Below are 22134 nucleotides of genomic sequence, written 5' to 3'. Positions count from 1 at the left end.
GTTGACATAACAATTAAGATGTACTTTATCAATTTATAATTAAATTATATTAATTCAACTGATCATGAAAACTGTTGTACTAAAATTTGGCGGAACTTCTGTTGGTAGTATCGATAGGATAAAAAAAGTATGCAAAATTATAGCTGCTTATAAAAAGAAAAAAAATAGAGTTTTGGTGATTTCATCTGCAATGAGTGGAGTAACCAATGAGCTTGTAAAAAAATCGAAGCAAATTAGTAATAATTTTAGCAGATCTGAATATGATGCACTTGTATCCACTGGAGAACAAGTTTCATGTGCTTTAATTGCTGGAAGACTTACTCATGATGGTTTTAAGTCTAGGTCATGGGTTTCTTGGCAATTACCAATAATTACTGATGGACCTTATTCTGGAGCAAGAATAAATAAGATAATTACAAAAGAATTAAATAATTATGTGAAACAAGGTGGAATCCCAATTGTTACTGGTTTTCAAGGAATTAATAATGAAAATAGAATTACCACAATTGGAAGAAGTGGTTCGGATGCAACTGCAATAATGTTAGCAAAATTTATTAAAGCTGATGAATGTATTATTTATACAGATGTCGATGGTGTTTATACTACTGATCCAAGACAACATAAAAAAGCAAAGAAAATTAAAAAAATATTTTATGACGAAATGTTGGAAATGGCATCTTTAGGATCAAAAGTGATGCAACCAACATCGGTTCAAGATGCAAAGCTAAATAATATAGATATTAAAGTTAAGTCTTCATTTGTTAATAAAACAGGTACATTAATAACAGGCTCTAAAAAAGCGTTTAGCGATCAAATAATTACAGGGATATCTTCAACTAAAAATGATGCTAAGATCACAATTGTAGGAGTTAAAGATAGACCTGGTGTTGCTGCTTCAGTTTTTAGACCACTATCAAGAAATTTAATTAACGTTGATATGGTTGTACAAAATATTTCTCAAAATGGAAAAGATACTGACTTAACTTTTACAATTAAATCTGATGATCTAAAAAAAACTGAGAAATTAATCAAGCAAAATAAATCGATATCTTATAAAAAACTTTCTTTTGATAAAAATCTTTCTAAAGTTTCTATAATTGGAGTTGGGATGATTACTACACCTGGAATTACTTACAGGATGTTTCAAGCTTTAGCTTCAAAACAAATAAATATTTTAGTTATATCAACATCTGAAATTAAAATTTCAGTATTAGTTTCATCAAAAAATGTAAAAAAAGCAATAGCCGCTCTTCATAAAGAATTTAACCTAGATTAAACTTATGAACATAAGACCATTTAGAAATATAAATCGAAAAAAAACTAAAGTAATTAAAGTTGGTAATGTTAAAGTTGGTGGTGACAATCCAATATCAGTTCAATCAATGACTAATACTTTGACTACAGATATTTCAGCTACTATAGAACAAATAAATAAAATTCATGAAGAAGGTGCTGACTTAGTAAGAGTTTCCTGTCCAGATGAAGACTCTTCAAAAGCCTTAAAAGAAATTACAAAAAATGTTCAAATACCTGTAATTGCAGACATTCATTTTCATTATAAAAGAGCAATAGAAGCTGCAGAAAATGGAGCAAAGTGTTTAAGAATAAATCCTGGAAATATTGGCGATAAAAATAAAATCTATGAGGTTTTAAGCGCAGCAAAAAATAATGATTGTTCAATTCGGATAGGAGTTAATGCGGGTTCTTTAGAAAAAGATATTCTAGAAAAGTATAAAGAGCCATGCCCTGAGGCATTAGTAGAAAGTGCTAAAAGAAATATTAAAATATTAGAGGATCAAGATTTTTTTAATTTCAAGATAAGCGTTAAGTCCTCTGATGTATTTTTGTCGATTGCAGCTTATAAACAGCTTTCGGATGCTACTGATTATCCTCTTCATCTTGGAATAACTGAGGCTGGAAGTTTTGTATCAGGAAGTGTTAAATCTTCAATAGGACTAGGTTCATTGCTATTAGACGGGATAGGTGACACCTTAAGAGTTTCTTTGTCAGATGATCCTGTAAAAGAGGTTAAGATTGGAAATGAAATCCTTAAATCTTTAGGATTACGAAATAGAGGAGTTAAAATAATTTCTTGTCCATCTTGTGCAAGGCAAGCGTTTCAAGTAATTGATACAGTTAAAATTTTAGAGGAAAAATTATCTCACATAAAAACTCCAATTACCCTATCTATAATTGGCTGTGTTGTGAACGGACCTGGTGAGGCTGCGTTAACTGATATTGGAATAACTGGAGGTGGAAAAGGTAATAATATGCTTTATTTATCTGGGGCACAAAGTGAAAAAGTATTAACTAATGATATAGTTAATAAAGTTGTAGCAGAAGTTGAAAAAAAGGCCTCTGAATTAGAAAATTAACAATGATACCAACAAAGACTATTGAAGAATTAATTACAAAACATTCAACACTAGAAAAAGATCTGTCATCAGGAAGTTTGGATAATAAAGTATTTGCTGAAAAGTCGAAAGAATATTCTGATGTTAATGAAATAATTTTAAATGCTAAAAAATATTTATCGTTCGAAAATGAAAAACAAGAATTAGAGAAAATATTAGAGGATAACTCATCAGATAAAGAATTAAAAAATATGGCTGAGTTAGAACTTGTTGATTTGAAATCTCAACATGAGATCAATGAAAAAAAATTAAAATTATTTCTACTACCAAAAGATGAGGCAGATAAAAAAAATGCAATAATAGAAATAAGAGCTGGAACAGGCGGACTAGAGGCAAGTTTATTTGCTTCAGACCTTTTCAAAATGTATGAAAAAGTAAGTCACAAAAAAAAATGGTCATTAGAACTTATTTCTATTTCTAGAAGTGATGCGGGAGGTTTAAAAGAGGTAATTGCATCGATTAAAGGTACAAATATATATTCAACATTAAAATATGAGAGCGGTGTACATAGAGTTCAAAGAGTTCCAGATACCGAAACACAAGGAAGAGTGCATACATCTGCGGCCACTGTTGCTGTATTACCTGAAGCGGAAGAAGTGGATTTAAAAATAAACGACTCTGACTTAAGAATTGATGTTTTTAGAGCAGGTGGTCCAGGAGGACAATCAGTTAACACAACAGATAGTGCTGTTAGAATAACTCATATACCAACCGGTTTATCAGTCTCTCAACAGGATGAAAAATCTCAGCACAAAAATAAAGCAAAAGGAATGAAAATTTTAAGAGCAAGATTATATGAACTTGAAAGATCAAGAATTGATCAAGAAAGATCACAAGATAGAAAAACTAAAATTGGTACTGGAGATAGATCAGAAAGAATTAGAACTTATAATTTTCCACAAGGAAGAGTTACAGATCACAGAATAAATTTAACTTTGCACAAATTAGAAGAATTTCTTGAAGGCGAAGCCTTTGATGAAATGATTGAGTCCCTTACATTACAAGCACAAGAAGAAAGTTTAAGTAATTTAAAATAAATGAATATTGAATCAGCAATAACTCAGGGAGCTCAAATTTTAAAAGATAAGTTTTGTTTAAATCCTTATTTGGATTCAGAAATTTTAATGTCAAAAGCAATTAATAAAGATAAAAAATACTTAATACTTAATTCTCAAGAAAAAATAGAAGAAGCAAATTTAAATTTGTTTCAAAAACTAATTAATGAAAGGTCCAAAGGTAAGCCAGTATCTCATTTAACTAATAAAAAGTTATTTTGGAATTCAGAATTTTTTGTAACAGAAGATACTTTAATACCTCGTCCTGATACTGAGCTAATTGTTGAAAATATTTTAAATTTAACAAAAAATAAAAGTAAACTTAGTATTTTAGATATTGGCATAGGATCTGGTTGTATACTTTTGTCTATATTAAAAGAGAGAAAAAATTTTTATGGAACTGGAATAGATATAAGCAAAATTTGTTTAAAAATAGCTAATTTGAATGCAACTAGTTTAAAGGTTCATACTAGACTTAAATTATATAAATCTAATGTTGACAAATTTAGTTTGGGCAAATATGATTTAATTGTTTCTAATCCTCCTTATATTAAAAAACATATTATAAAATATTTGGATAAAGGAGTTGCTAGGTTTGAACCAAAAATAGCATTAGATGGTGGATTAGATGGATTATCAGAAATCAGAAAAGTTATTAAAAAATCATCTGAGCTGATTAAAAAAAATGGTAAATTTATTTTAGAGATTGGTTTTGATCAAAAAAATAAAGTAATTAAATTATTAAATAAAGAGGGTTTTTATATAAATAGTGTTCTAAAAGATCTTGCTAATAATGATCGATGCATAATCTGCACAAAAATATAATTTTTTAAACATGGTAACATTTAGGAATAACAGTAATAACAACAATAGAAGAAATAATTTTAGAAGAAACGATAGAAATTTTAAATCTAATGGTGACAGGCAGAAATTTAGTTCAAATTTTTCTAATGGCGATAATTTCAAAAGAAAATCTCCAGGAAGAAACAATCACAATGCACCAAAATTAATTGAAAAGTACAATGATCTAGCTAGAGAAGCTTTATCAAATGGTGACAAAATTCTCTCTGAAAATTACCTTCAGCACGCTGATCATTTTACAAGGATACTAAATGAAAGAGAAAGCTTTAAAAGAGAAAGAAATTTAGAGGATAAATCTGATGAAAATGGAAAAGAAACAAATAAACCATCACAAAACGTTGATGTTTCTGAAAAAAATTTAGAAGATAATTCTAACATAGATCTTAAAAGTGAAACAGTAGCAGAAGCTAATTAATTTAAACCTATTATCTTTTCAGATTTAAGAACATTTAATTTAATTTTTTTTGTTTCAAATAACTTTCTTTCTTTACCTTTTAATATTTTACCTGATGGAAGTTTAAGTTTTTGAGAATTAACTTTTTTTCCATTTACAATTACTTCGTAATGCAAATGAGGTCCAGTAGATTTACCTGTAGAACCGACGTAACCAATTGTTTGACCCTGTTTTACTCTTACTCCTGCTTTAATACCTCGAGCAAATTTTGACATGTGGGCATAAACTGTTTGGTAAGTTGAGTTATGTCTTATCTTTACACAATTTCCACCTCCACCACACCATCCAGCTTTTTTTACAACACCATCACCAGATGCCATTATAGGTGTTCCTGTTGGTGCTGCAAAATCAGTACCTCTATGCATTTTATTGTATCCATCTATAGGATGTTTTCTCATACCAAAAGGAGATGAAAGTCTTGCTCCATTAATTGGAGTTTTCATTAAAGCTTTTTTAACACTCTTACCATTTTTATCATAATGTCCCTCGCTTCCTTCTTTATCGAAATAGTAAAGTCCATTATCTTGACCACTTAATTTTAAATTAGCGAAAAGTATTTCTCCTGTTTCAATAATTTCATTTTTATCATTAAGGAAAATTTCATACATTATTTGAAATTTATCTTGTTTTCTTATATCTCTTTGAAAGTCTACTTGAAAACCATATATCCTAGCAAATTCAATTATTATGTTTGCTGGTATTTTTTCATCTGTTGCAGCTTTATATAGACTTTGTAAAATTAAATTTTCTTTGTAGACTATTTTTTTATCCAATTTAATTGATATAATTTCATCATTAAAAGTATTTTTAGAATTATCTCTTACTAAAAATATTTTTTGTTTATTTGATATTTGAAAAGTAAATTCATTAATTTGATTAGTAGTTTTATCTAAGCTGAACTCTATAATTTGTTTGGTATTTAATTTATTAAGATTAACTTTTTTTTTTAAAGCATTTTTTATTTCTAATATTTCTTTTTTTTGTATTTGATAATTCTCTAAAATTTTATCAAAGGTTTCTCCAGATTTTATTTTATGTTTTATTTTTTTGTATTTTGGTTCAAGATTTTCAACTATGTGTGTAAGCGTTTTCTTAAAGTAAATGTTATCAACAAAATTATCATAAATTTTTAAACCCTCTTTTTTTGTTGAATTAAAATAACTAGTGGAGATAGCAGTAAGAATAATCAATAAAACTAAGCCAAAAATTTCAATATTTTTTTTAATCTTACTTAATAGATTTTTAAACATTTTATATTTAAGTGAACACAATTATTAGTTTAGAGAGTGGTAAAAATCAAAAAAAAGCCCTTAAAATGCGGTGTTTTTATTTAAAAATTTATTCTTAAATGCTTGATTTCCATTATTTTTAGCCTATAAGCACTGAACTTTCTCAGTAAAATTATTGTTAATACAATAAATTAGTGAGGATTATTGAGCCTTTTTTGCTCAATTAGCTATTTTAAAAGTTAAGATTTAAGAAGAGAAGTGTGGACGGTTAAGGTTACCAAAAATTTGTCGTACACACTTCAATCACATATAAATTTTATTCTTAGAATTTATATGGAAGCTAGTGTGCGCCGTTTTTAAACTTGAGAGTTTGATCATGGCTCAGAACGTACGCTGGCGGCACGCCTAACACATGCAAGTCGAACGAAGTAGCAATACTTAGTGGCAGACGGGTGAGTAACATGTAGGTATCTACCCTTTGGCCTGGAATAACACGAGGAAACTTGTGCTAATACCAGATAAGTCTTTACGGAGAAAGCTTTATGCACCATTGGATGAGCCTGCACTTGATTAGTTTGTTGGTGGGGTAATGGCCTACCAAGACTGTGATCAATAGCTGATTTGAGAGGATGATCAGCCACATTGGGACTGAGACACGGCCCAAACTCCTACGGGAGGCAGCAGTGGGGAATCTTGCACAATGGAGGAAACTCTGATGCAGCGATGCCGCGTGAGTGAAGAAGGCCTTTGGGTTGTAAAGCTCTTTCGTCGGGGAAGAAAATGACTGTACCCGAATAAGAAGGTCCGGCTAACTTCGTGCCAGCAGCCGCGGTAATACGAAGGGACCTAGCGTAGTTCGGAATTACTGGGCTTAAAGAGTTCGTAGGTGGTTGAAAAAGTTAGTGGTGAAATCCCAGAGCTTAACTCTGGAACTGCCATTAAAACTTTTCAGCTAGAGTATGATAGAGGAAAGCAGAATTTCTAGTGTAGAGGTGAAATTCGTAGATATTAGAAAGAATACCAATTGCGAAGGCAGCTTTCTGGATCATTACTGACACTGAGGAACGAAAGCATGGGTAGCGAAGAGGATTAGATACCCTCGTAGTCCATGCCGTAAACGATGTGTGTTAGACGTTGGAAATTTATTTTCAGTGTCGCAGCGAAAGCGATAAACACACCGCCTGGGGAGTACGACCGCAAGGTTAAAACTCAAATGAATTGACGGGGACCCGCACAAGTAGTGGAGCATGTGGTTTAATTCGAAGATACGCGCAGAACCTTACCAACACTTGACATGTTCGTCGCGACTCTAAGAGATTAGAGTTTTCGGTTCGGCCGGACGAAACACAGGTGCTGCATGGCTGTCGTCAGCTCGTGTCGTGAGATGTTGGGTTAAGTCCCGCAACGAGCGCAACCCTCACTTTTAGTTGCCATCATTAAGTTGGGCACTCTGAAAGAACTGCCAGTGATAAGCTGGAGGAAGGTGGGGATGACGTCAAGTCCTCATGGCCCTTACGTGTTGGGCTACACACGTGCTACAATGGTATCTACAACAGGAAGCAAGACTGCGAGGTCAAGCAAATCCTTAAAAGATACCTCAGTTCGGATTGCACTCTGCAACTCGAGTGCATGAAGCTGGAATTACTAGTAATCGTGGATCAGCGTGCCACGGTGAATGCGTTCCCGGGTCTTGTACACACCGCCCGTCACACCATGGGAGTTGGTTCTACCTTAAGGCAAGGTTTAAAACCCTTGACCACGGTATAGTCAGCGACTGGGGTGAAGTCGTAACAAGGTAGCCGTAGGGGAACCTGCGGCTGGATTACCTCCTTTCTAAGGATGAATGAAAGTAAAATTTCATTCTAAATAATATACAGGTAATGTTGACCGTCCTCATTTCTCTTCTTAAAGTAGTGTTTCTCTTTGCATAGGGGCCGGTAGCTCAGTTGGTTAGAGCACACCCTTGATAAGGGTGGGGTCGAAAGTTCGAGTCTTTCTCGGCCCACCAATTTAAGATCATGGGGGATTAGCTCAGCTGGGAGAGCGCCTGATTTGCATTCAGGAGGTCAGCGGTTCGATCCCGCTATCCTCCACCAAAACACTTAGTTATAAAAAATCGTAAAAATTAATAATTAATATCAATATCTATATCCGAATATTAGTAATGTTATTAGCTAATGTTCAAAATAAAAATTTGATTCAACACAGAATTTTTTTCTGTGCATAAATCAAGCGTTTAAGGGCGTGTAGTGGATGCCTTGGCACTGAAAGCCGATGAAGGACGTGATATACTGCGATAAGTTTCGGGGAGCTGTATGTAAGTTTTGATCCGAAAATTTCCGAATGGGGAAACCCACCACTTTATGTGGTACTTTAAACTGAATACATAGGTTTAAAGAGACAACCTGGAGAACTGAAACATCTAAGTAACCAGAGGAAAAGAAATCAATTGAGATTCCGTAAGTAGTGGCGAGCGAACGCGGACTAGGCCAGTAGTTTTGTTAAAAAAATTTGAATAGTTTGGAAATGCTAACCATAGAGGGTGATAGTCCCGTATGAGTAATGTTTAACAAAATTCTTGAGTAAAGCGGGACACGTGAAATCCTGCTCGAATATAGGGGGACCACCCTCTAAGCCTAAATACTCTTCAGTGACCGATAGTGAACTAGTACCGTGAGGGAAAGGTGAAAAGAACCCCTATTAGGGGAGTGAAATAGAACCTGAAACCGCATGCCTACAATCAGTCGAAGCTCTTTTTAGAGTGACGGCGTACCTTTTGTATAATGGGTCAGTGACTTAATTTATAAAGCAAGCTTAAGCCATCTAGGTGTAGGCGCAGCGAAAGCAAGTCTTAATAGGGCGATTAGTTTTATGAATTAGACCCGAAAACGAATGAGCTTACCATGAGCAGGTTGAAAGTTGGGTAACACCAACCGGAGGACCGAACCAGTTGACGTTGAAAAGTCTTTGGATGACTTGTGGTAAGGGGTGAAAGGCCAACCAAATTCGTAGATAGCTGGTTTTCCGCGAAAACTATTTAGGTAGTGCGTTGAATAAATAGACATTTAGAGGTAGAGCACTAAATGGGCTAGGGGGAAGAGATTCTTACCAAACCTAATAAAACTCCGAATGCTAAGTGTTGTTCTTCAGCAGACAGACTGTGGGTGCTAAGGTCCATGGTCGAGAGGGAAAGAGCCCAGACCACCAGATAAGGTCCCCAAATTATGATTAAGTGTGAAAGGATGTGGAAATTCCTTAACAGCCGGGAGGTTGGCTTAGAAGCAGCCATCCTTTAAAGATAGCGTAACAGCTCACCGGTCTAATAGAGTTTCTGCGCCGAAGATGTAACGGGGCTAAAATCATATACCGAATCTGTGGATTTATAATTTCTTCGGAAATTATAACTGGTAGCGGAACGTTCTGTAAGCCTGTGAAGGGGTACCCGCGAGGGATCCTGGAGGTATCAGAAGTGCGAATGCTGACATAAGTAACGATAAAAGAAGTGAAAAACTTCTTCGCCGAAAATCCAAGGGTTTCTGCGCAAGGTTAATCCGCGCAGAGTTAGTCGGCACCTAAGGCGAGGGCGAAAGCCGTAGTCGATGGAAATAAGGTTAATATTCCTTAACCAGATGGTAGTGACGGATCTTGTAAGTTGTGAGTTCTTAATGGATTGAACTTGCCGCGAAAAGGTTCCAAGAAATAGCTCCATCATTAGACCGTACCCTAAACCGACACAGGTGGATTAATAGAGTATATTTAGGCGCTTGAGAGAATGATGTTGAAGGAACTCGGCAAAATGCTTCCGTAACTTCGGGATAAGGAAGACCTGTTTTTAGGCAACTAGAGATGGGTGGCACAAGCCAGGGAGAAGCGACTGTTTATCAAAAACACAGGGCTCTGCTAACACGTAAGTGGATGTATAGGGTCTGACGCCTGCCCGGTGCTGGAAGGTTAATGCGGTTGGTGCAAGCTAACTTCTGAAGCCCCAGTAAACGGCGGCCGTAACTATAACGGTCCTAAGGTAGCGAAATTCCTTGTCGGGTAAGTTCCGACCTGCATGAATGGCGTAACGATTTCTCCGCTGTCTCCAACATCAACTCAGTGAAATTGAATTCTCCGTGAAGATGCGGAGTTCGCGTAGTTAGACGGAAAGACCCCGTGCACCTTTACTGCAACTTTACATTGGTATTAGGAAAAACATATTTAGTATAGGAGGGAGACATTGAAGCAAAGGCGTCAGTTTTTGTGGAGTCACCAGTGAAATACCTCTTTTGTTTTTCTTGGTATCTAACTGACTGCCGTTATCCGGCGTCAAGACATTGTATGGTGGGTAGTTTGACTGGGGCGGTCGCCTCCCAAATAGTAACGGAGGCGTGCGAAGGTAGGCTCAGAACGGTCAGAAATCGTTCGTAGAGTGCAATGGCATAAGCCTGCCTGACTGTGAGACTGACAAGTCGAGCAGAGACGAAAGTCGGTCATAGTGATCCGGTGGTTCTGAGTGGAAGGGCCATCGCTCAACGGATAAAAGGTACGCCGGGGATAACAGGCTGATACTGCCCAAGAGCTCATATCGACGGCAGTGTTTGGCACCTCGATGTCGGCTCATCACATCCTGGGGCTGGAGCAGGTCCCAAGGGTTTGGCTGTTCGCCAATTAAAGTGGTACGTGAGCTGGGTTCAGAACGTCGTGAGACAGTTCGGTCCCTATCTGCTATGCGTGTAGAAGAATTGAGAGGAGTTGACCCTAGTACGAGAGGACCGGGTTGAACATACCACTGGTGGACCGGTTGTAGCGCCAGCTGCAGTGCCGGGTAGCTAAGTATGGACGAGATAACTGCTGAAAGCATCTAAGCGGGAAACTCACCTCAAAACTAGTTCTTCCTATAGAGCCGTGGTAGACCACCACGTTGATAGGCTGGATGTGGAAGCGCAGTAATGCGTGCAGCTGACCAGTACTAATAGCTCAATTGGCTTGATTTATGCACTGAAAAAAATTTTTTAAATAAAAAAGATATTATACAGTTATTAACAACTAACAATTATTCCAGATAAATTTTATATGAACATCAACAATAAAGTAGAAAGATTTTATTCTAATTTAGCTTACGCTAAAATAATTAAAGAATAATAATTTGAAAATGAAATTTTATCTTATAAATCATATTTCTTAAAAAAAAATATGATTAAAAGTAAATCAAAAGACTGGAAAACCTTTCATCGAAAATCAATCAAATTTGACAAATATCCAAAATATCCACAAGAGTTAATGCTTAAGACGATATTTGGAAGATATAGCGGATTAAAAATAGACATAAATAAAAATTCAAAAATAGTTGATGTCGGTTGTGGGTTTGGAAATAATCTTATTCCATTTGCTGATATTGGTTGTAAAGTTCATGGAGTAGAAATAAATGAAGGTATTTGTGATATTACAAAAAAAATATTAAATAAAAAATTTCCTAATAAAAGATTAAACATCAAAGTTGGCCACAATAGACTCATCCCATTCAAAAATGATCTATTTGATTTGTTAATGACTAACACCTTACATTATGAGAATAATTTTGAAGATATAGACCTAGCCTTAAAAGAATATTGTCGAGTGATAAAGAAAAACAAATTTCTATATATTACAACAACAGGAAATAAAAGTGATTTTTTTAAGAAGACAAAAAAAATATCTAATAATATTTTTTTGATAAATGATAAAAAAGACAAAATTAGATTTGGTAAAAAATTTTTTTTCTTTAATAATGAGAGTTTTTTCAAGAGAGTTTTATTAAAACATTTTAAAAAAGTAATTTTAGGTAGAGATACAAATATAATAAATGGTAATTGCACCGATGTTTTTATGGCTTTGTGTCAAAAATAATAAGTTATTTAGTATTTTTTTTAATTAATTTGTAAATCTCATAAGATTTATCAAAATTATAATTTTTTTTTATGAACTCATGTAATTTCTTATTTGGTTTTGTGGAATGAAGATATGATTTTTTAATTTTATAATTTTTATATCCAAACACTAGAAATTTTTTTTTAATTTTTTCTTTTAAGTCTATAATAATAAATTTATTTAAATTTTTTAAGTTTTTATTTGTTAAAAATTTTTTATAAAAATTGTTATAATTTTTAATGTAATTATTAATTGTTTTTTTGTTTTTTGCTAATTCCATTGCATCTTTAATCTTATATTGTTTGTTAAAATTTAGCGTAGTTTTCTTAGTAACATATAAAATAGTTGAAACAATAAGATCTATAGGATCTCTTGTTGTAAGAATGAAATTATATCCTTTAAAATCATAAAATATCTCATTGTAGAATTTATGTGTGCTTAGTATTTTTTTTTTTAGCAATATCTTTTTTTTTATAGTCTCATATTTTTTATCTAAGGCTGGATTAAAAATATAAAAATTTTTTTTTTTTAAAAAAATATCCCTCCTTAATAAACCCTCATAAATTTTTTTCTCAAAACTTTGGATCTTAATTTTTATTTTCAGATTATTATATATAAATTCTTTAACTTTATGTGTGCCCGATCTTTCACATCCAACAATTAAAAATTTTTGCATAGAAATGTAAATTGATTTTTAAAATATATAAAAAGTTTATTTTTTCAAACCATAAGAGTTGTAGTAAATTCTTTTAGATTTAGCATTATTCAATTTTTCGTAAGGAGTAAAGAATCTATCTCCAATCTTAATTTTACTAATTATGTTCTCTCCATCACTATTAATTACTTCCTCAACTAACAACATGTGCTTTGATGATGTGCAAACAACTATCCAATTTTTATCATGCCTAGAAACTATCCCAGACATGTAAGGGTGGTTTGGAGTATCACCACCATGTAATTGAACTTTTTTTAAATAAAGTTTTCCAAAATTTCCATTGTTTAAATAAGTAGAGGCACCTTTGTATGGATCTTCAAAAGCATTTATAAAATTTATTAAATCATAAGAATTTAGACTCCAGTCTATAAAACCGCTTACTTCAGTATTTAACCTTGGATTGTATCTAGATAAGTAATGAATTTGAGGTTTTAACTCAAACTCTCCTTTTTTAAGGAGTTGTTTCATAAATTTTTCATAAAATTTTATCATTAATTTTGCACTGTGTTTTTTTAAATCAGAGGGTATAATACAATTCTTGGGATATAGTGATAGCTCATTCGCGATTATCTGCCCACCATCAATATCCTCTGTCATCATATGAATACACATATTAGATATTCTATCTTCTCGCATTATAGTCCAAGATCCTGCACCCCCTCCAGCATCAAGTGGCAGTCTAGAATTATGTATATTGATAAAATTTTTTTCGAATAATTTAATAGTTTCTTTTTTAAAGATATATCTAGGACCTATTCCAATAAATAATGTTTTTTTAAAATCAAATTTATTTTTAAGATAATTCAAACACTTATTGTCAATTGAATTGAAGACTTTGTAATTAATTAATTTTTTATCCATTAATTTTGATTGATCTACAGAAGTTATAACTGTTGTAGAAAGCTTTAACTTTCTATTTATCTGAATAATCTCAGGCTGTGGGTGGCCAAAAATAACAACATTGGAGAAATTTTTTAAAAAAAATTTATTATTTTCTATCATTTAAAAATTTTAATATTTTTTTCTTATAATCTTCTTCAGCATATAGCAAATGTTTATTTGAATTAATAGGCCAAGTAATTTGCCGAGGGAAAATTATATTTTTTTTATTTTTAAAGAAACTTATAGTACTTGATGTAATTTTTTGAATATCTTTTTTATTAGGTCTAAATATATTTCTTACCAATGAATAGCCAATTAGTTTTATATTTTTACTACTAGAATTTTTAAATGAAATAAAATTTTTAAATAATTGCAATATATCATTTAGTTGCTCGTTTATATTACTTTTTTCAGAGTGCTCAATAAATTCAATTTGATAAATTTTTTTATTTTTAATATTGAATACATCTGAATATTGTGAAATTCTTATTAATCCATAAGCATATTCTGAAGAAACTATAATTTCACAAAATTTATCTAGTTCACTTTTGATGTAATTTTTAATTTCAATTAAAGCAGTGTAATATTTTATTGGCTTTAATTTTGGTAGACGTTTTTTTTTAATTAATTCATTTAACTTTTGTTTTTTTATTGAGTCATTTAATGGTTTTACTGGAATACAAATTATTTTTTTATTTTCTGTATTATTAAGATCATCATACCCATCAAAAAAAATTTGTTTTTGTTTTTGTTTGAATGTAATTGGAATATTTAGTTTAACATCTATATTATTATTTCTTAAAATTATTCTTAATGCATTTGAAATTTCACTAAAATGACCTCTTTCTGGAAAAATAAAACTGTGTTTAATTTTTTTTTGTCTTACTTTTTTGGTAAATACTGCGGCTTCATCATTTGATTTAATTTTATAATTACTAGGAAAAAACCATGGGTAAGAGGAACTTATAGTGTATTTTATGTCATTCTCTTTACCAAAATAATTATCAGTTAAATATCGCAAATAATTCTTGTTTAGGTAGTTCAGATCTTTAATTGGGTTTAGTGTTACATTTTTTTTTCTTATTTTAAATTTTTGCAAAATATTTTTTGGCCACTCTTTATACCCATCTAGATGTGAGATTAACTCCTTTCCAATTATCATGCCTCTTGTTTTTCTTATTTTAATAAATTTAATCTCTTTTTTTAAAACATTTACAAGTTTTCTTGATCTTACGTCCTCTAATGCATGAAACCCTGGGTTTAATATATAATTTTTTATCTTAATTTTTTTATAAGCAGAAATAAAATTTGGTGAACCTTCTATAATACAGATGCTAGAATTTTTAGCTTTAGATTTAATTTGCAATGCTAAAAAAACACTATAAAGATTAAGACCAATTAGGAAGATTTTTCTTTTCATATAAGAAAATAATAAATGATGTTAGTTGTGTAACAAATTAGTTTATGTATAATTTATGTATTACCATAAATCAATATGTCTGTTGTTATGATGATTTATTTTATAAAGCATTAATCTAGGGTATTTAAAATTAATTATCTTTAAAAAATATGCTAAATATTTTAAGAAAACTTTTGTTTTTTTTATCTTCCAGACAACAAAAAAATTTACCACTACTGTTGTTAATGATTTTAATTATGTCACTACTGGATATGATTGGAGTTGCATCAATCATGCCCTTTATGACAGTGCTAACTAATCCAACACTTATAGAGACTAATTCAATTCTAAATATTTTATTTAAATTTTTTGAAAAATTTGGTTTTCAATCTAACCAGGAATTTCTTTTTGTTTTTGGATTAATGGTATTTATTTTGCTCGTTTTTTCAATATCATTTAAAGCATTAACCATGTACTTGTTGTCAAGATTTACTTACATGACTGAATATACAATAAGTAAACTTTTGGTAGAAAGTTACATGCACCAGCCTTACAGTTGGTTTTTAAATCGTAATTCAGCAGATCTTGGAAAATCTATTCTTGGAGAAGTTGGAACTATAGTAAGTCATGGAATAAGACCTATGCTAGAATTAGTTGCGAACAGTGTAATTGTAATAGCATTATTAACTTTACTAATTTTAGTAGACACTAAAATTGCGTTTACTGTTTTTTTTACATTTGGATGTGCTTATTGGATATTTTATAAACTTTCTAGGGGTTTTGTTAAAAAAATTGGAGAAAATCGTTTTAATTCAAATCAGTTACGCTTTATTTCTTTATCAGAAGCTTTTGGTGCAGTCAAAGAGGTAAAGTTGAGTAGACTAGAAAAAACTTATATTAAAAGATTTTCAGATCCAGCTTTAAAAATGGCAAATTATCATTCTTCATTTGTTTTGATAAGTCAAATTCCTCGTTACTTTATTGAAATTTTAGCTTTTGGTGGAATGATGGTAATTTTACTTTATGTAATGTCTAAAACTGGAACATTTTTGGATACTATTCCAATTATTACTCTTTATGCTCTTGCGGGTTATCGATTAATGCCAGCATTACAAAGGATATATAACTCATTTTCTTTATTACGATACGGTCGAGTTGCAATAGAAACAATATTTGAAGATACTAGAAGTCTTAAACCAATAAATGAGAACATAGATCAAAATATTTCACCTCTATCCTTTAATAACAAAATTACTTTAAATAATATTAATTATAATTATCCTCAATCATCAAGAACAGCTTTAAAGGATATTAATTTAACCATTCCTGTTAAAGCAACGGTTGGATTCGTTGGTGAAACAGGTAGTGGCAAGACAACGACAGTCGATATAATTCTAGGATTATTGGAATGTCAGAAAGGTACACTAGAAGTAGATGGAGTAGTTGTTAATAAACAAAATCTTAAAGCTTGGCAAAAAACTATCGGATATGTTCCTCAAAACATTTATTTAGTTGATGACAGTATCAGTGCAAACATAGCATTAGGGATAGATCCCAAAAATATTAATCATGAAGCGGTTAAACAAGCAGCAAAAATTGCAAATTTGCATGACTTTATTATGAATGATTTACCTCACCAATATCAAACTTCAACTGGTGAAAGAGGCATAAGATTATCAGGAGGTCAACGTCAAAGAATTGGAATTGCAAGAGCATTATATCATAAGCCTAAGGTTTTAATTCTAGATGAAGCAACGAGCGCTTTAGATAGTGTCACTGAAAAAACAGTTATGGAAGCTATAGACAATATAGATAAAGATATAACTATAATAATAATTTCTCACCGTTTGAGTACTGTTAAGAAATGTGATAAAATTTTCTTATTAGAAAAAGGTAAATTAATAAACGAAGGAACTTTTCAAGAGTTAATTAAAAATAACAGAAACTTTAGAGCATCTGTAGAAAAAATTTAAGAAATGTTAAAAAATTCTTCAATATTAGTGACTGGTGGTACAGGATCTTTTGGTAATAGTTTTGTTCCACTAACTTTAAAAAAGTATAACCCAAAACGTTTAGTTATTTTTTCGCGTGATGAAATGAAACAATGGGAAATGGCAAAATTGTTTTCTAGTGACTCTAGAGTAAGATTTTTTATTGGAGATGTAAGAGATAAAGAAAGATTACATCGTGCGTTAAATAATGTTGACTTTGTTGTACATGCTGCCGCAACAAAGATAGTACCTACTGCAGAATATAATCCTTTTGAATGTGTTAAAACAAATATTAATGGAGCAATGAATTTAATTGATGCTTCTATAGATCAGGGAGTGAAAAGAGTTGTGGCACTATCAACTGATAAGGCAAGTAGTCCAATTAATCTTTATGGAGCAAGTAAATTAGCTTCTGACAAACTTTTTGTCGCTAGCAATTCATCATATGCATCTAGTAATCAAACACGTTTTTCTGTAGTTCGTTATGGAAATGTAATTGGTTCAAGAGGCTCAGTAATTCCATTTTTTTTATCACAAAAAAACAAAGGCATTATACCAATAACAGATAATCGTATGACACGTTTTATGATTACTTTAAAGCAAGGAGTCGAGTTAGTTTGGAAAGCATTTGATACTATGATTGGAGGTGAAATATATGTTAAGAAAATTCCTTCAATGAAGGTTATAGATATAGCAAACGTTATTGCGCCCAAGACTAAACAAAAAATTATTGGAATCCGACCAGGAGAAAAGTTACACGAGCAAATGATTAGTTTTGAAGATAGTTATTCAACTTATGAATACTCTGATTATTATAAAATTTTACCACAAATTAATAATTGGGCATTAGACAAAAAACGTATTGGAAAAGGATTAAAAGTACAAAAAGGATTTGTTTATAGTAGTGATCTAAATAATCAATGGATGACAAAATCTCAATTAAAAAAATGGATTATAAAAAATAAGGATTTTATAAACAAATTTTAATTTAATAATATATAAATTTTTGTGTTTTGATTTTTGCTTTTCGTTAAGTATTAATTAATAAAAAAATAAATTTATATCTCTTTTAAAATTTTTGATTAATAATTCCAAAAAAAAATGAAATTATCAATTGGTACAGCTCAGTTCGGAATGAATTATGGAATTTGTAATTCTAAAGGTATTGTAGATTTTAACGAGATAAGAAAAATTATAAAATATTGTAACAAGGAAAGAATTAATTCAATTGATACTGCTGAAGGATATGGTAAATCTCATAATATCCTTGGTTCATTAAATTTAAAAAATTTTCAAATCACTTCAAAAATTTCAAGTATAGAAAAAAAAAATAATAAAAGTTTTGAAAATATAGTTATTTCTAAGATTGATAAGATCTTGAATGATTTGAATATAGATCGGCTATATGCATTGCTAATACATAATACGTCAGCGTTAAAGGGAGAGTTTGGACTAAATTTTTTTAATATTTTGCAAAAGTTAAAGAAAGAAAAAAAATTTTCAAAATTTGGAGTATCTGTTTATACCAAAAAAGAATTAGATTTGATTATAAGTAGATATAATATTGATATTGTTAACTTGCCACTATCCGTGGCTAATCAAGAATTTTTTGATAATAGCTATTTAAAAAAACTTAAGGAAAAAAAAATAGAAATACAAGTTAGATCAATATATTTACAGGGTTTATTATTATCAAAATATGACAATTTGCCTAAAAAATTTAAAAAAAATAAGTTTTTTTTAGAATGGCATAAATGGTTAAAAAAAAATAATTATAATTCTTTAGAAGTTAGTACGGCATTTGTAAAAAAAATAAAGCATATAGACAAAATTTTAGTTGGAGTTGATAACTTTGATCAATTGAAAAAAATTGTAAAAGCATATAATAAAGATTTAAAAATAAAATATATAAAATTTAATCAATCATTAATTTTAAAAAAACCTTTTAAATGGTAAAAAATAAGACACAATTAACTTGGAGAAAAGCTAAAAAAATTATCCCAGGTGGAAATATGCTTTTATCAAAAAGACCTGAAATTTTTTTACCAAATAAATGGCCAGCATATTTTAAGAAAGCTAAAGATTGTTTTGTTACTGATTTAGATAATAAAATGTATCTAGATATGAGTCTGATGGGAGTTGGCACTTGTGTTTTGGGTTATTCTAATAATGAAGTAGATGAAGCTGTTATTAAAAATATAAAAAAAGGTAATATGTCCACTTTGAATTGTGAAGAGGAATTTTTGCTAAGTGAAAAATTGTTAAAAATAAATAAATGGGCAGATATGGTGAAATTTGCTAGAAGCGGAGGTGAAGCAAATGCTATAGCTGTGAGAATTGCAAGAGCTTCTTGTAGTCCAAAAAAACAAAATATAGCTATATGTGGATATCATGGTTGGCATGATTGGTATTTATCTGCAAATATAAAAAATAAAAAAAATTTGGACCAACATTTACTAACAGGTTTAAGTACAAAGGGTGTGCCAAATAATTTAAAAGGAACAGTTCATCCTTTCAACTTCAATAATATTGACGAATTAACTAAAATTGTTGAAAAACAAAATATTGGTATTGTAAAAATGGAAGTTTATAGAAGCAACCCTCCTTCGGAAAGTTTTTTGAAAGCTATTAAATATTTAAAAAAAAAACATAAGTTTGTTTTAATATTTGATGAATGTACATCTGGATTTAGAGAAACATATGGAGGTATCCATGAAAAATATAACATTTTTCCTGATATTTGTGTTTATGGAAAAGCATTAGGTAATGGTTATGGAATAACATCGATAATAGGAAAAAAAAAATTTATGGATCATGCTCAAAAGACATTTATTAGTAGTACTTTTTGGACGGAGAGAGTAGGTCCGACAGCGGCTCTTAAAACTTTAGAAATAATGAGGAAAATAAAATCTTGGGAAATAATTTCTAAAAAGGGCAAGTATTTTAAAGATAAGTTGAGTAAGTTGGGTCAAAAATATGAATTACCACTTAAGGTTTTTGGAAGTGATGGTATTCCTGCTTTCAGCTTCAATAGCAAAAACAATTTAAAATACAAAACATTTATAACCCAAGAGATGTTGAAATCAAATATTTTGGCTTCGAATGTTATTTACATTTGTATTAAACATGATTTAAAGAAATTTAATAGTTACTTTGAATGTTTGGATATTATATTTCAAAAAATAGCAGAATGTGAAAAAGGTTATAAAATAGAGAAGCTTTTACATAGTCCGGTATGTCACTCAACATTTCAAAGACTAAATTAAGTCAATTTTCGTTTTTTTCTATCTCCTCAAAAAAATTTGGTTTTGGTCATTATAATAGAATTAACAATTTAATTTCAATTCTTAAAATAAAAAAAAATAACATACGTCATTATTCATATGGAGATAAAATTAAAAACTTAGATTCTTTTTTATATAAATTAGATTATGAGATCAGTCTAAAAAATAAAGTAATATTAGATGTAACAAATAAATTATTTTTAGATCGAAATACAATATTAAGAATAAAAGGAATATTGGAAAAAAAAAAAATAAAAAATGTTTATATTATTGATGAGCCTACAAATAAAAATTTGTCTGCAATAATAAATTTACAAAATATAAAAACTCTTATTCCTTTTGAGGTAGAGAAAAAATTAAAAAAAAAACTAATAAAAATTAAAAGAATTAAAATTGGATTTGAATATTTCATTTATCCTTTAAATAAAATAATGAAAACTAATAAAATTTATGACATTACTTTGAGTTTTGGAGGTAGTGATAATTATGAGGGTACGTTATATGTTTTAAAACTATTAGAAAAATTAAAAATTAAAAAAAAAATCGCAGTAGTGATCGGAAAATATAATAAAAATTCTTATAAGAAAAAATTATTTTTAAAATGTAAAAAAAATAATTATAAGATAATTAGATTTACTCAAAAATTTCATAATATACTAAATAAAAGCAATCTTTTAATTACTAATTCTGGTTTGACAAAATACGAGGGTGTCATTCATGGTATACCTGTAATAATTTTTTCTGATAGTAAAGAAAGCCAAAAAATAGATAAAGTGTTTATAAATAAAACAAGGCAATTTCATTTTTCATATTTAAAAAAAGAAAAAAATGACATCTTAAAGTTGAAAAATATTTTAATTGATAAAAAAAAATTTAATTTATTTGATAAAAATTTAGATAAATCATATATCAATAAAATTAGATCTTTTTTTAATAAATAGTAACTTAATGTCTTTTAATATATATAAAAAAATAATTTAAATGTTTAAAAAATTTATCAAACCTTACTTTATTGCTGAAATAGGATCTAACTTTAACCAAGACTTAAATACAGGTTATGAATTGATAAAAAAAGCAAAAATGTGTGGAGCTGATGCTGTAAAATTTCAATTATTTAAAGCAAAAAAACTTTATCCAAATAATAGAAAGATGTTTAGATTATTTAAATCAATTGAATTAAGTGAGAACTATTTTCATAAATTTTACAATTATGCAAAAAAATTAGATTTAGATGTATCAGCCTCAACATTTGATTTGAGATCTGCAAAATATCTAAGTAAATTTAAAATTGATTTTCATAAAATTGCATCATCTGAACTTACAAACTACAAATTAATTGAGTATCTATCCAAGTCAAATTTACCAATTTTATTATCAACAGGCATGTCTGACATTGAAGATATAAAAAATGCCGTAAAAATATGTGAAAATAATAAAAACCTAAATATTGTAATTATGCAGTGTGGTTCTGATTATCCTTTAAAACATAAAGACGTGAATTTAAATACTTTAAAGACTTTTAGATCACATTTTCAATATTTTCTAGGATTTTCAGATCACACACTGTCTGATGTAGCGGGTATTGCTAGCGTTAGTTTTGGTAGCACAGTCTTTGAAAAGCATATTACTTTAAGTAAGAAATCAGAGGGTCCAGACCATTTTTTTGCAATGGAGCCAGAAGAATTTAAAGATTATATATTTAAGATTAAAGAAGCTTATAAGTGTCTTGGAACAAGTAAAAAAAACTTATTAAAACAAGAAAGATTAAACTCAAGAAGAAAAGGTTTATATTTTAATAAAGATTTAAAAAAAGGAAAAATTTTTACAAATAAAGATTATGTTGAAAAATCTCCTCCAATTGGATTAACAACAATTTATTTAAAGAATATTTTAAACAAGAGACTAATAAAAAGTGTAAAAAAAAATAATCCTATTTTTCAGAAATTATTTGATTAGTT

The 22134-nt window shown here is 29.9% G+C and carries 16 protein-coding genes, 2 tRNA genes and 2 rRNA genes; 16 read left to right on the top strand and 4 right to left on the bottom strand.

Annotation, left to right across the window (positions count from 1 at the left end; translation table 11 throughout):
* Window positions 1-64 precede the first annotated feature (64 nt).
* The 5 genes from ACTTAW_RS00225 to ACTTAW_RS00205 are packed head-to-tail and all read left to right on the top strand — an operon-like array spanning window position 65 to window position 4745.
* Window positions 65-1276, top strand: a complete 1212-nt coding sequence (locus ACTTAW_RS00225; protein ID WP_440650557.1) for an aspartate kinase — start codon at window positions 65-67, stop codon at window positions 1274-1276.
* A 4-nt stretch (window positions 1277-1280) separates the two neighbouring features.
* Window positions 1281-2375 (top strand): flavodoxin-dependent (E)-4-hydroxy-3-methylbut-2-enyl-diphosphate synthase, encoded by a 1095-nt coding sequence (gene ispG, locus ACTTAW_RS00220; protein ID WP_440650555.1) that lies wholly within the window; start codon window positions 1281-1283, stop codon window positions 2373-2375.
* A 2-nt stretch (window positions 2376-2377) separates the two neighbouring features.
* Window positions 2378-3451 carry a peptide chain release factor 1 gene (gene prfA / locus ACTTAW_RS00215; RefSeq protein ID WP_440647153.1) on the top strand — a complete coding sequence of 358 codons (1074 nt, stop codon included), beginning with the start codon at window positions 2378-2380 and terminating at the stop codon, window positions 3449-3451.
* Window positions 3452-4294: a peptide chain release factor N(5)-glutamine methyltransferase gene (gene prmC, locus ACTTAW_RS00210; protein WP_440650554.1), complete on the top strand. Its 843-nt coding sequence runs from the start codon at window positions 3452-3454 to the stop codon at window positions 4292-4294.
* A gap of 10 nt (window positions 4295-4304) precedes the next feature.
* The gene (locus ACTTAW_RS00205; protein ID WP_440650552.1) at window positions 4305-4745 is read left to right on the top strand and encodes a DUF4167 domain-containing protein; all 441 of its coding nucleotides are present in this window, start codon (window positions 4305-4307) and stop codon (window positions 4743-4745) included.
* Here ACTTAW_RS00205 and ACTTAW_RS00200 read toward each other — a convergent pair.
* Window positions 4742-6034: a peptidoglycan DD-metalloendopeptidase family protein gene (locus ACTTAW_RS00200; RefSeq protein WP_440650550.1), complete on the bottom strand. Its 1293-nt coding sequence runs from the start codon at window positions 6032-6034 to the stop codon at window positions 4742-4744. The genes ACTTAW_RS00205 and ACTTAW_RS00200 overlap by 4 nt on opposite strands.
* A gap of 337 nt (window positions 6035-6371) precedes the next feature.
* Here ACTTAW_RS00200 and ACTTAW_RS00195 point away from each other — a divergent pair.
* The 5 genes from ACTTAW_RS00195 to ACTTAW_RS00175 all read left to right on the top strand — a co-directional run bounded on the left by ACTTAW_RS00195 (window position 6372) and on the right by ACTTAW_RS00175 (window position 11884).
* Window positions 6372-7846, top strand: a 16S ribosomal RNA gene (locus tag ACTTAW_RS00195).
* A 98-nt stretch (window positions 7847-7944) separates the two neighbouring features.
* Window positions 7945-8021, top strand: a tRNA-Ile gene (locus tag ACTTAW_RS00190).
* A 12-nt stretch (window positions 8022-8033) separates the two neighbouring features.
* Window positions 8034-8109: transfer RNA gene (locus tag ACTTAW_RS00185), tRNA-Ala, on the top strand.
* Between the two features lie 130 nt (window positions 8110-8239).
* Window positions 8240-10992: ribosomal RNA gene (locus ACTTAW_RS00180) — 23S ribosomal RNA — on the top strand.
* Together the 16S and 23S rRNA genes with 2 tRNA genes alongside form the textbook arrangement of a ribosomal RNA operon.
* 199 nt (window positions 10993-11191) lie before the next feature.
* Window positions 11192-11884 (top strand): class I SAM-dependent methyltransferase, encoded by a 693-nt coding sequence (locus ACTTAW_RS00175; RefSeq protein WP_440650549.1) that lies wholly within the window; start codon window positions 11192-11194, stop codon window positions 11882-11884.
* 4 nt (window positions 11885-11888) lie between these two features.
* Here the strand turns inward: ACTTAW_RS00175 and ACTTAW_RS00170 are convergent, their stop codons facing one another.
* The 3 genes from ACTTAW_RS00170 to ACTTAW_RS00160 are packed head-to-tail and all read right to left on the bottom strand — an operon-like array spanning window position 11889 to window position 14922.
* Window positions 11889-12581, bottom strand: coding sequence for a hypothetical protein (locus ACTTAW_RS00170; protein ID WP_440650548.1), 693 nt, complete (start codon window positions 12579-12581; stop codon window positions 11889-11891).
* 36 nt (window positions 12582-12617) lie between these two features.
* A complete protein-coding gene (locus ACTTAW_RS00165) occupies window positions 12618-13622 on the bottom strand; it encodes a formyltransferase family protein (RefSeq protein ID WP_440650546.1) in 1005 nt (334 codons plus the stop codon).
* The gene (locus tag ACTTAW_RS00160) at window positions 13609-14922 is read right to left on the bottom strand and encodes a hypothetical protein (RefSeq protein ID WP_440650544.1); all 1314 of its coding nucleotides are present in this window, start codon (window positions 14920-14922) and stop codon (window positions 13609-13611) included. The genes ACTTAW_RS00165 and ACTTAW_RS00160 overlap by 14 nt, the downstream gene beginning before the upstream one ends.
* 236 nt (window positions 14923-15158) lie before the next feature.
* On the opposite strand from ACTTAW_RS00160, the gene ACTTAW_RS00155 reads away from it, so the two are divergent.
* From ACTTAW_RS00155 to ACTTAW_RS00130, 6 genes are all read left to right on the top strand, one after another.
* Entirely contained in the window at window positions 15159-16874 is a 1716-nt protein-coding gene (locus ACTTAW_RS00155; RefSeq protein WP_440650542.1) for an ABC transporter ATP-binding protein, read from the top strand.
* Window positions 16875-16877: 3 nt separating this feature from the next.
* Entirely contained in the window at window positions 16878-17879 is a 1002-nt protein-coding gene (gene pseB / locus ACTTAW_RS00150) for a UDP-N-acetylglucosamine 4,6-dehydratase (inverting) (RefSeq protein ID WP_440650540.1), read from the top strand.
* A 114-nt stretch (window positions 17880-17993) separates the two neighbouring features.
* Window positions 17994-18848, top strand: a complete 855-nt coding sequence (locus ACTTAW_RS00145) for an aldo/keto reductase (protein ID WP_440650538.1) — start codon at window positions 17994-17996, stop codon at window positions 18846-18848.
* A complete protein-coding gene (locus ACTTAW_RS00140) occupies window positions 18842-20158 on the top strand; it encodes an aminotransferase class III-fold pyridoxal phosphate-dependent enzyme (RefSeq protein ID WP_440650536.1) in 1317 nt (438 codons plus the stop codon). The genes ACTTAW_RS00145 and ACTTAW_RS00140 overlap by 7 nt, the downstream gene beginning before the upstream one ends.
* Window positions 20128-21117: a hypothetical protein gene (locus ACTTAW_RS00135; RefSeq protein ID WP_440650534.1), complete on the top strand. Its 990-nt coding sequence runs from the start codon at window positions 20128-20130 to the stop codon at window positions 21115-21117. The genes ACTTAW_RS00140 and ACTTAW_RS00135 overlap by 31 nt, the downstream gene beginning before the upstream one ends.
* A 40-nt stretch (window positions 21118-21157) precedes the next feature.
* The gene (locus ACTTAW_RS00130; protein ID WP_440650532.1) at window positions 21158-22132 is read left to right on the top strand and encodes an N-acetylneuraminate synthase family protein; all 975 of its coding nucleotides are present in this window, start codon (window positions 21158-21160) and stop codon (window positions 22130-22132) included.
* The last annotated feature ends 2 nt before the right edge of the window (window positions 22133-22134 follow it).

The organism is Candidatus Pelagibacter sp. HIMB1495 (assembly GCF_052047955.1).
In the GTDB taxonomy this organism is placed as follows: domain Bacteria; phylum Pseudomonadota; class Alphaproteobacteria; order Pelagibacterales; family Pelagibacteraceae; genus Pelagibacter.
This window is presented reverse-complemented; position numbering and strand designations above follow the sequence as displayed.

Excerpts from the sequence above, each read along its gene's own strand:
- ACTTAW_RS00225 (WP_440650557.1), top strand. The coding sequence starts at position 65 with ATGAAAACTGTTGTACTAAAATTTGGCGGAACTTCTGTTGGTAGTATC.
- ispG (WP_440650555.1), top strand. The coding sequence starts at position 1,281 with ATGAACATAAGACCATTTAGAAATATAAATCGAAAAAAAACTAAAGTA.
- prfA (WP_440647153.1), top strand. The coding sequence starts at position 2,378 with ATGATACCAACAAAGACTATTGAAGAATTAATTACAAAACATTCAACA.
- prmC (WP_440650554.1), top strand. The coding sequence starts at position 3,452 with ATGAATATTGAATCAGCAATAACTCAGGGAGCTCAAATTTTAAAAGAT.
- ACTTAW_RS00205 (WP_440650552.1), top strand. The coding sequence starts at position 4,305 with ATGGTAACATTTAGGAATAACAGTAATAACAACAATAGAAGAAATAAT.
- ACTTAW_RS00200 (WP_440650550.1), bottom strand. The coding sequence starts at position 6,034 with ATGTTTAAAAATCTATTAAGTAAGATTAAAAAAAATATTGAAATTTTT.
- ACTTAW_RS00175 (WP_440650549.1), top strand. The coding sequence starts at position 11,192 with ATGATTAAAAGTAAATCAAAAGACTGGAAAACCTTTCATCGAAAATCA.
- ACTTAW_RS00170 (WP_440650548.1), bottom strand. The coding sequence starts at position 12,581 with ATGCAAAAATTTTTAATTGTTGGATGTGAAAGATCGGGCACACATAAA.
- ACTTAW_RS00165 (WP_440650546.1), bottom strand. The coding sequence starts at position 13,622 with ATGATAGAAAATAATAAATTTTTTTTAAAAAATTTCTCCAATGTTGTT.
- ACTTAW_RS00160 (WP_440650544.1), bottom strand. The coding sequence starts at position 14,922 with ATGAAAAGAAAAATCTTCCTAATTGGTCTTAATCTTTATAGTGTTTTT.
- ACTTAW_RS00155 (WP_440650542.1), top strand. The coding sequence starts at position 15,159 with ATGTCACTACTGGATATGATTGGAGTTGCATCAATCATGCCCTTTATG.
- pseB (WP_440650540.1), top strand. The coding sequence starts at position 16,878 with ATGTTAAAAAATTCTTCAATATTAGTGACTGGTGGTACAGGATCTTTT.
- ACTTAW_RS00145 (WP_440650538.1), top strand. The coding sequence starts at position 17,994 with ATGAAATTATCAATTGGTACAGCTCAGTTCGGAATGAATTATGGAATT.
- ACTTAW_RS00140 (WP_440650536.1), top strand. The coding sequence starts at position 18,842 with ATGGTAAAAAATAAGACACAATTAACTTGGAGAAAAGCTAAAAAAATT.
- ACTTAW_RS00135 (WP_440650534.1), top strand. The coding sequence starts at position 20,128 with ATGTCACTCAACATTTCAAAGACTAAATTAAGTCAATTTTCGTTTTTT.
- ACTTAW_RS00130 (WP_440650532.1), top strand. The coding sequence starts at position 21,158 with ATGTTTAAAAAATTTATCAAACCTTACTTTATTGCTGAAATAGGATCT.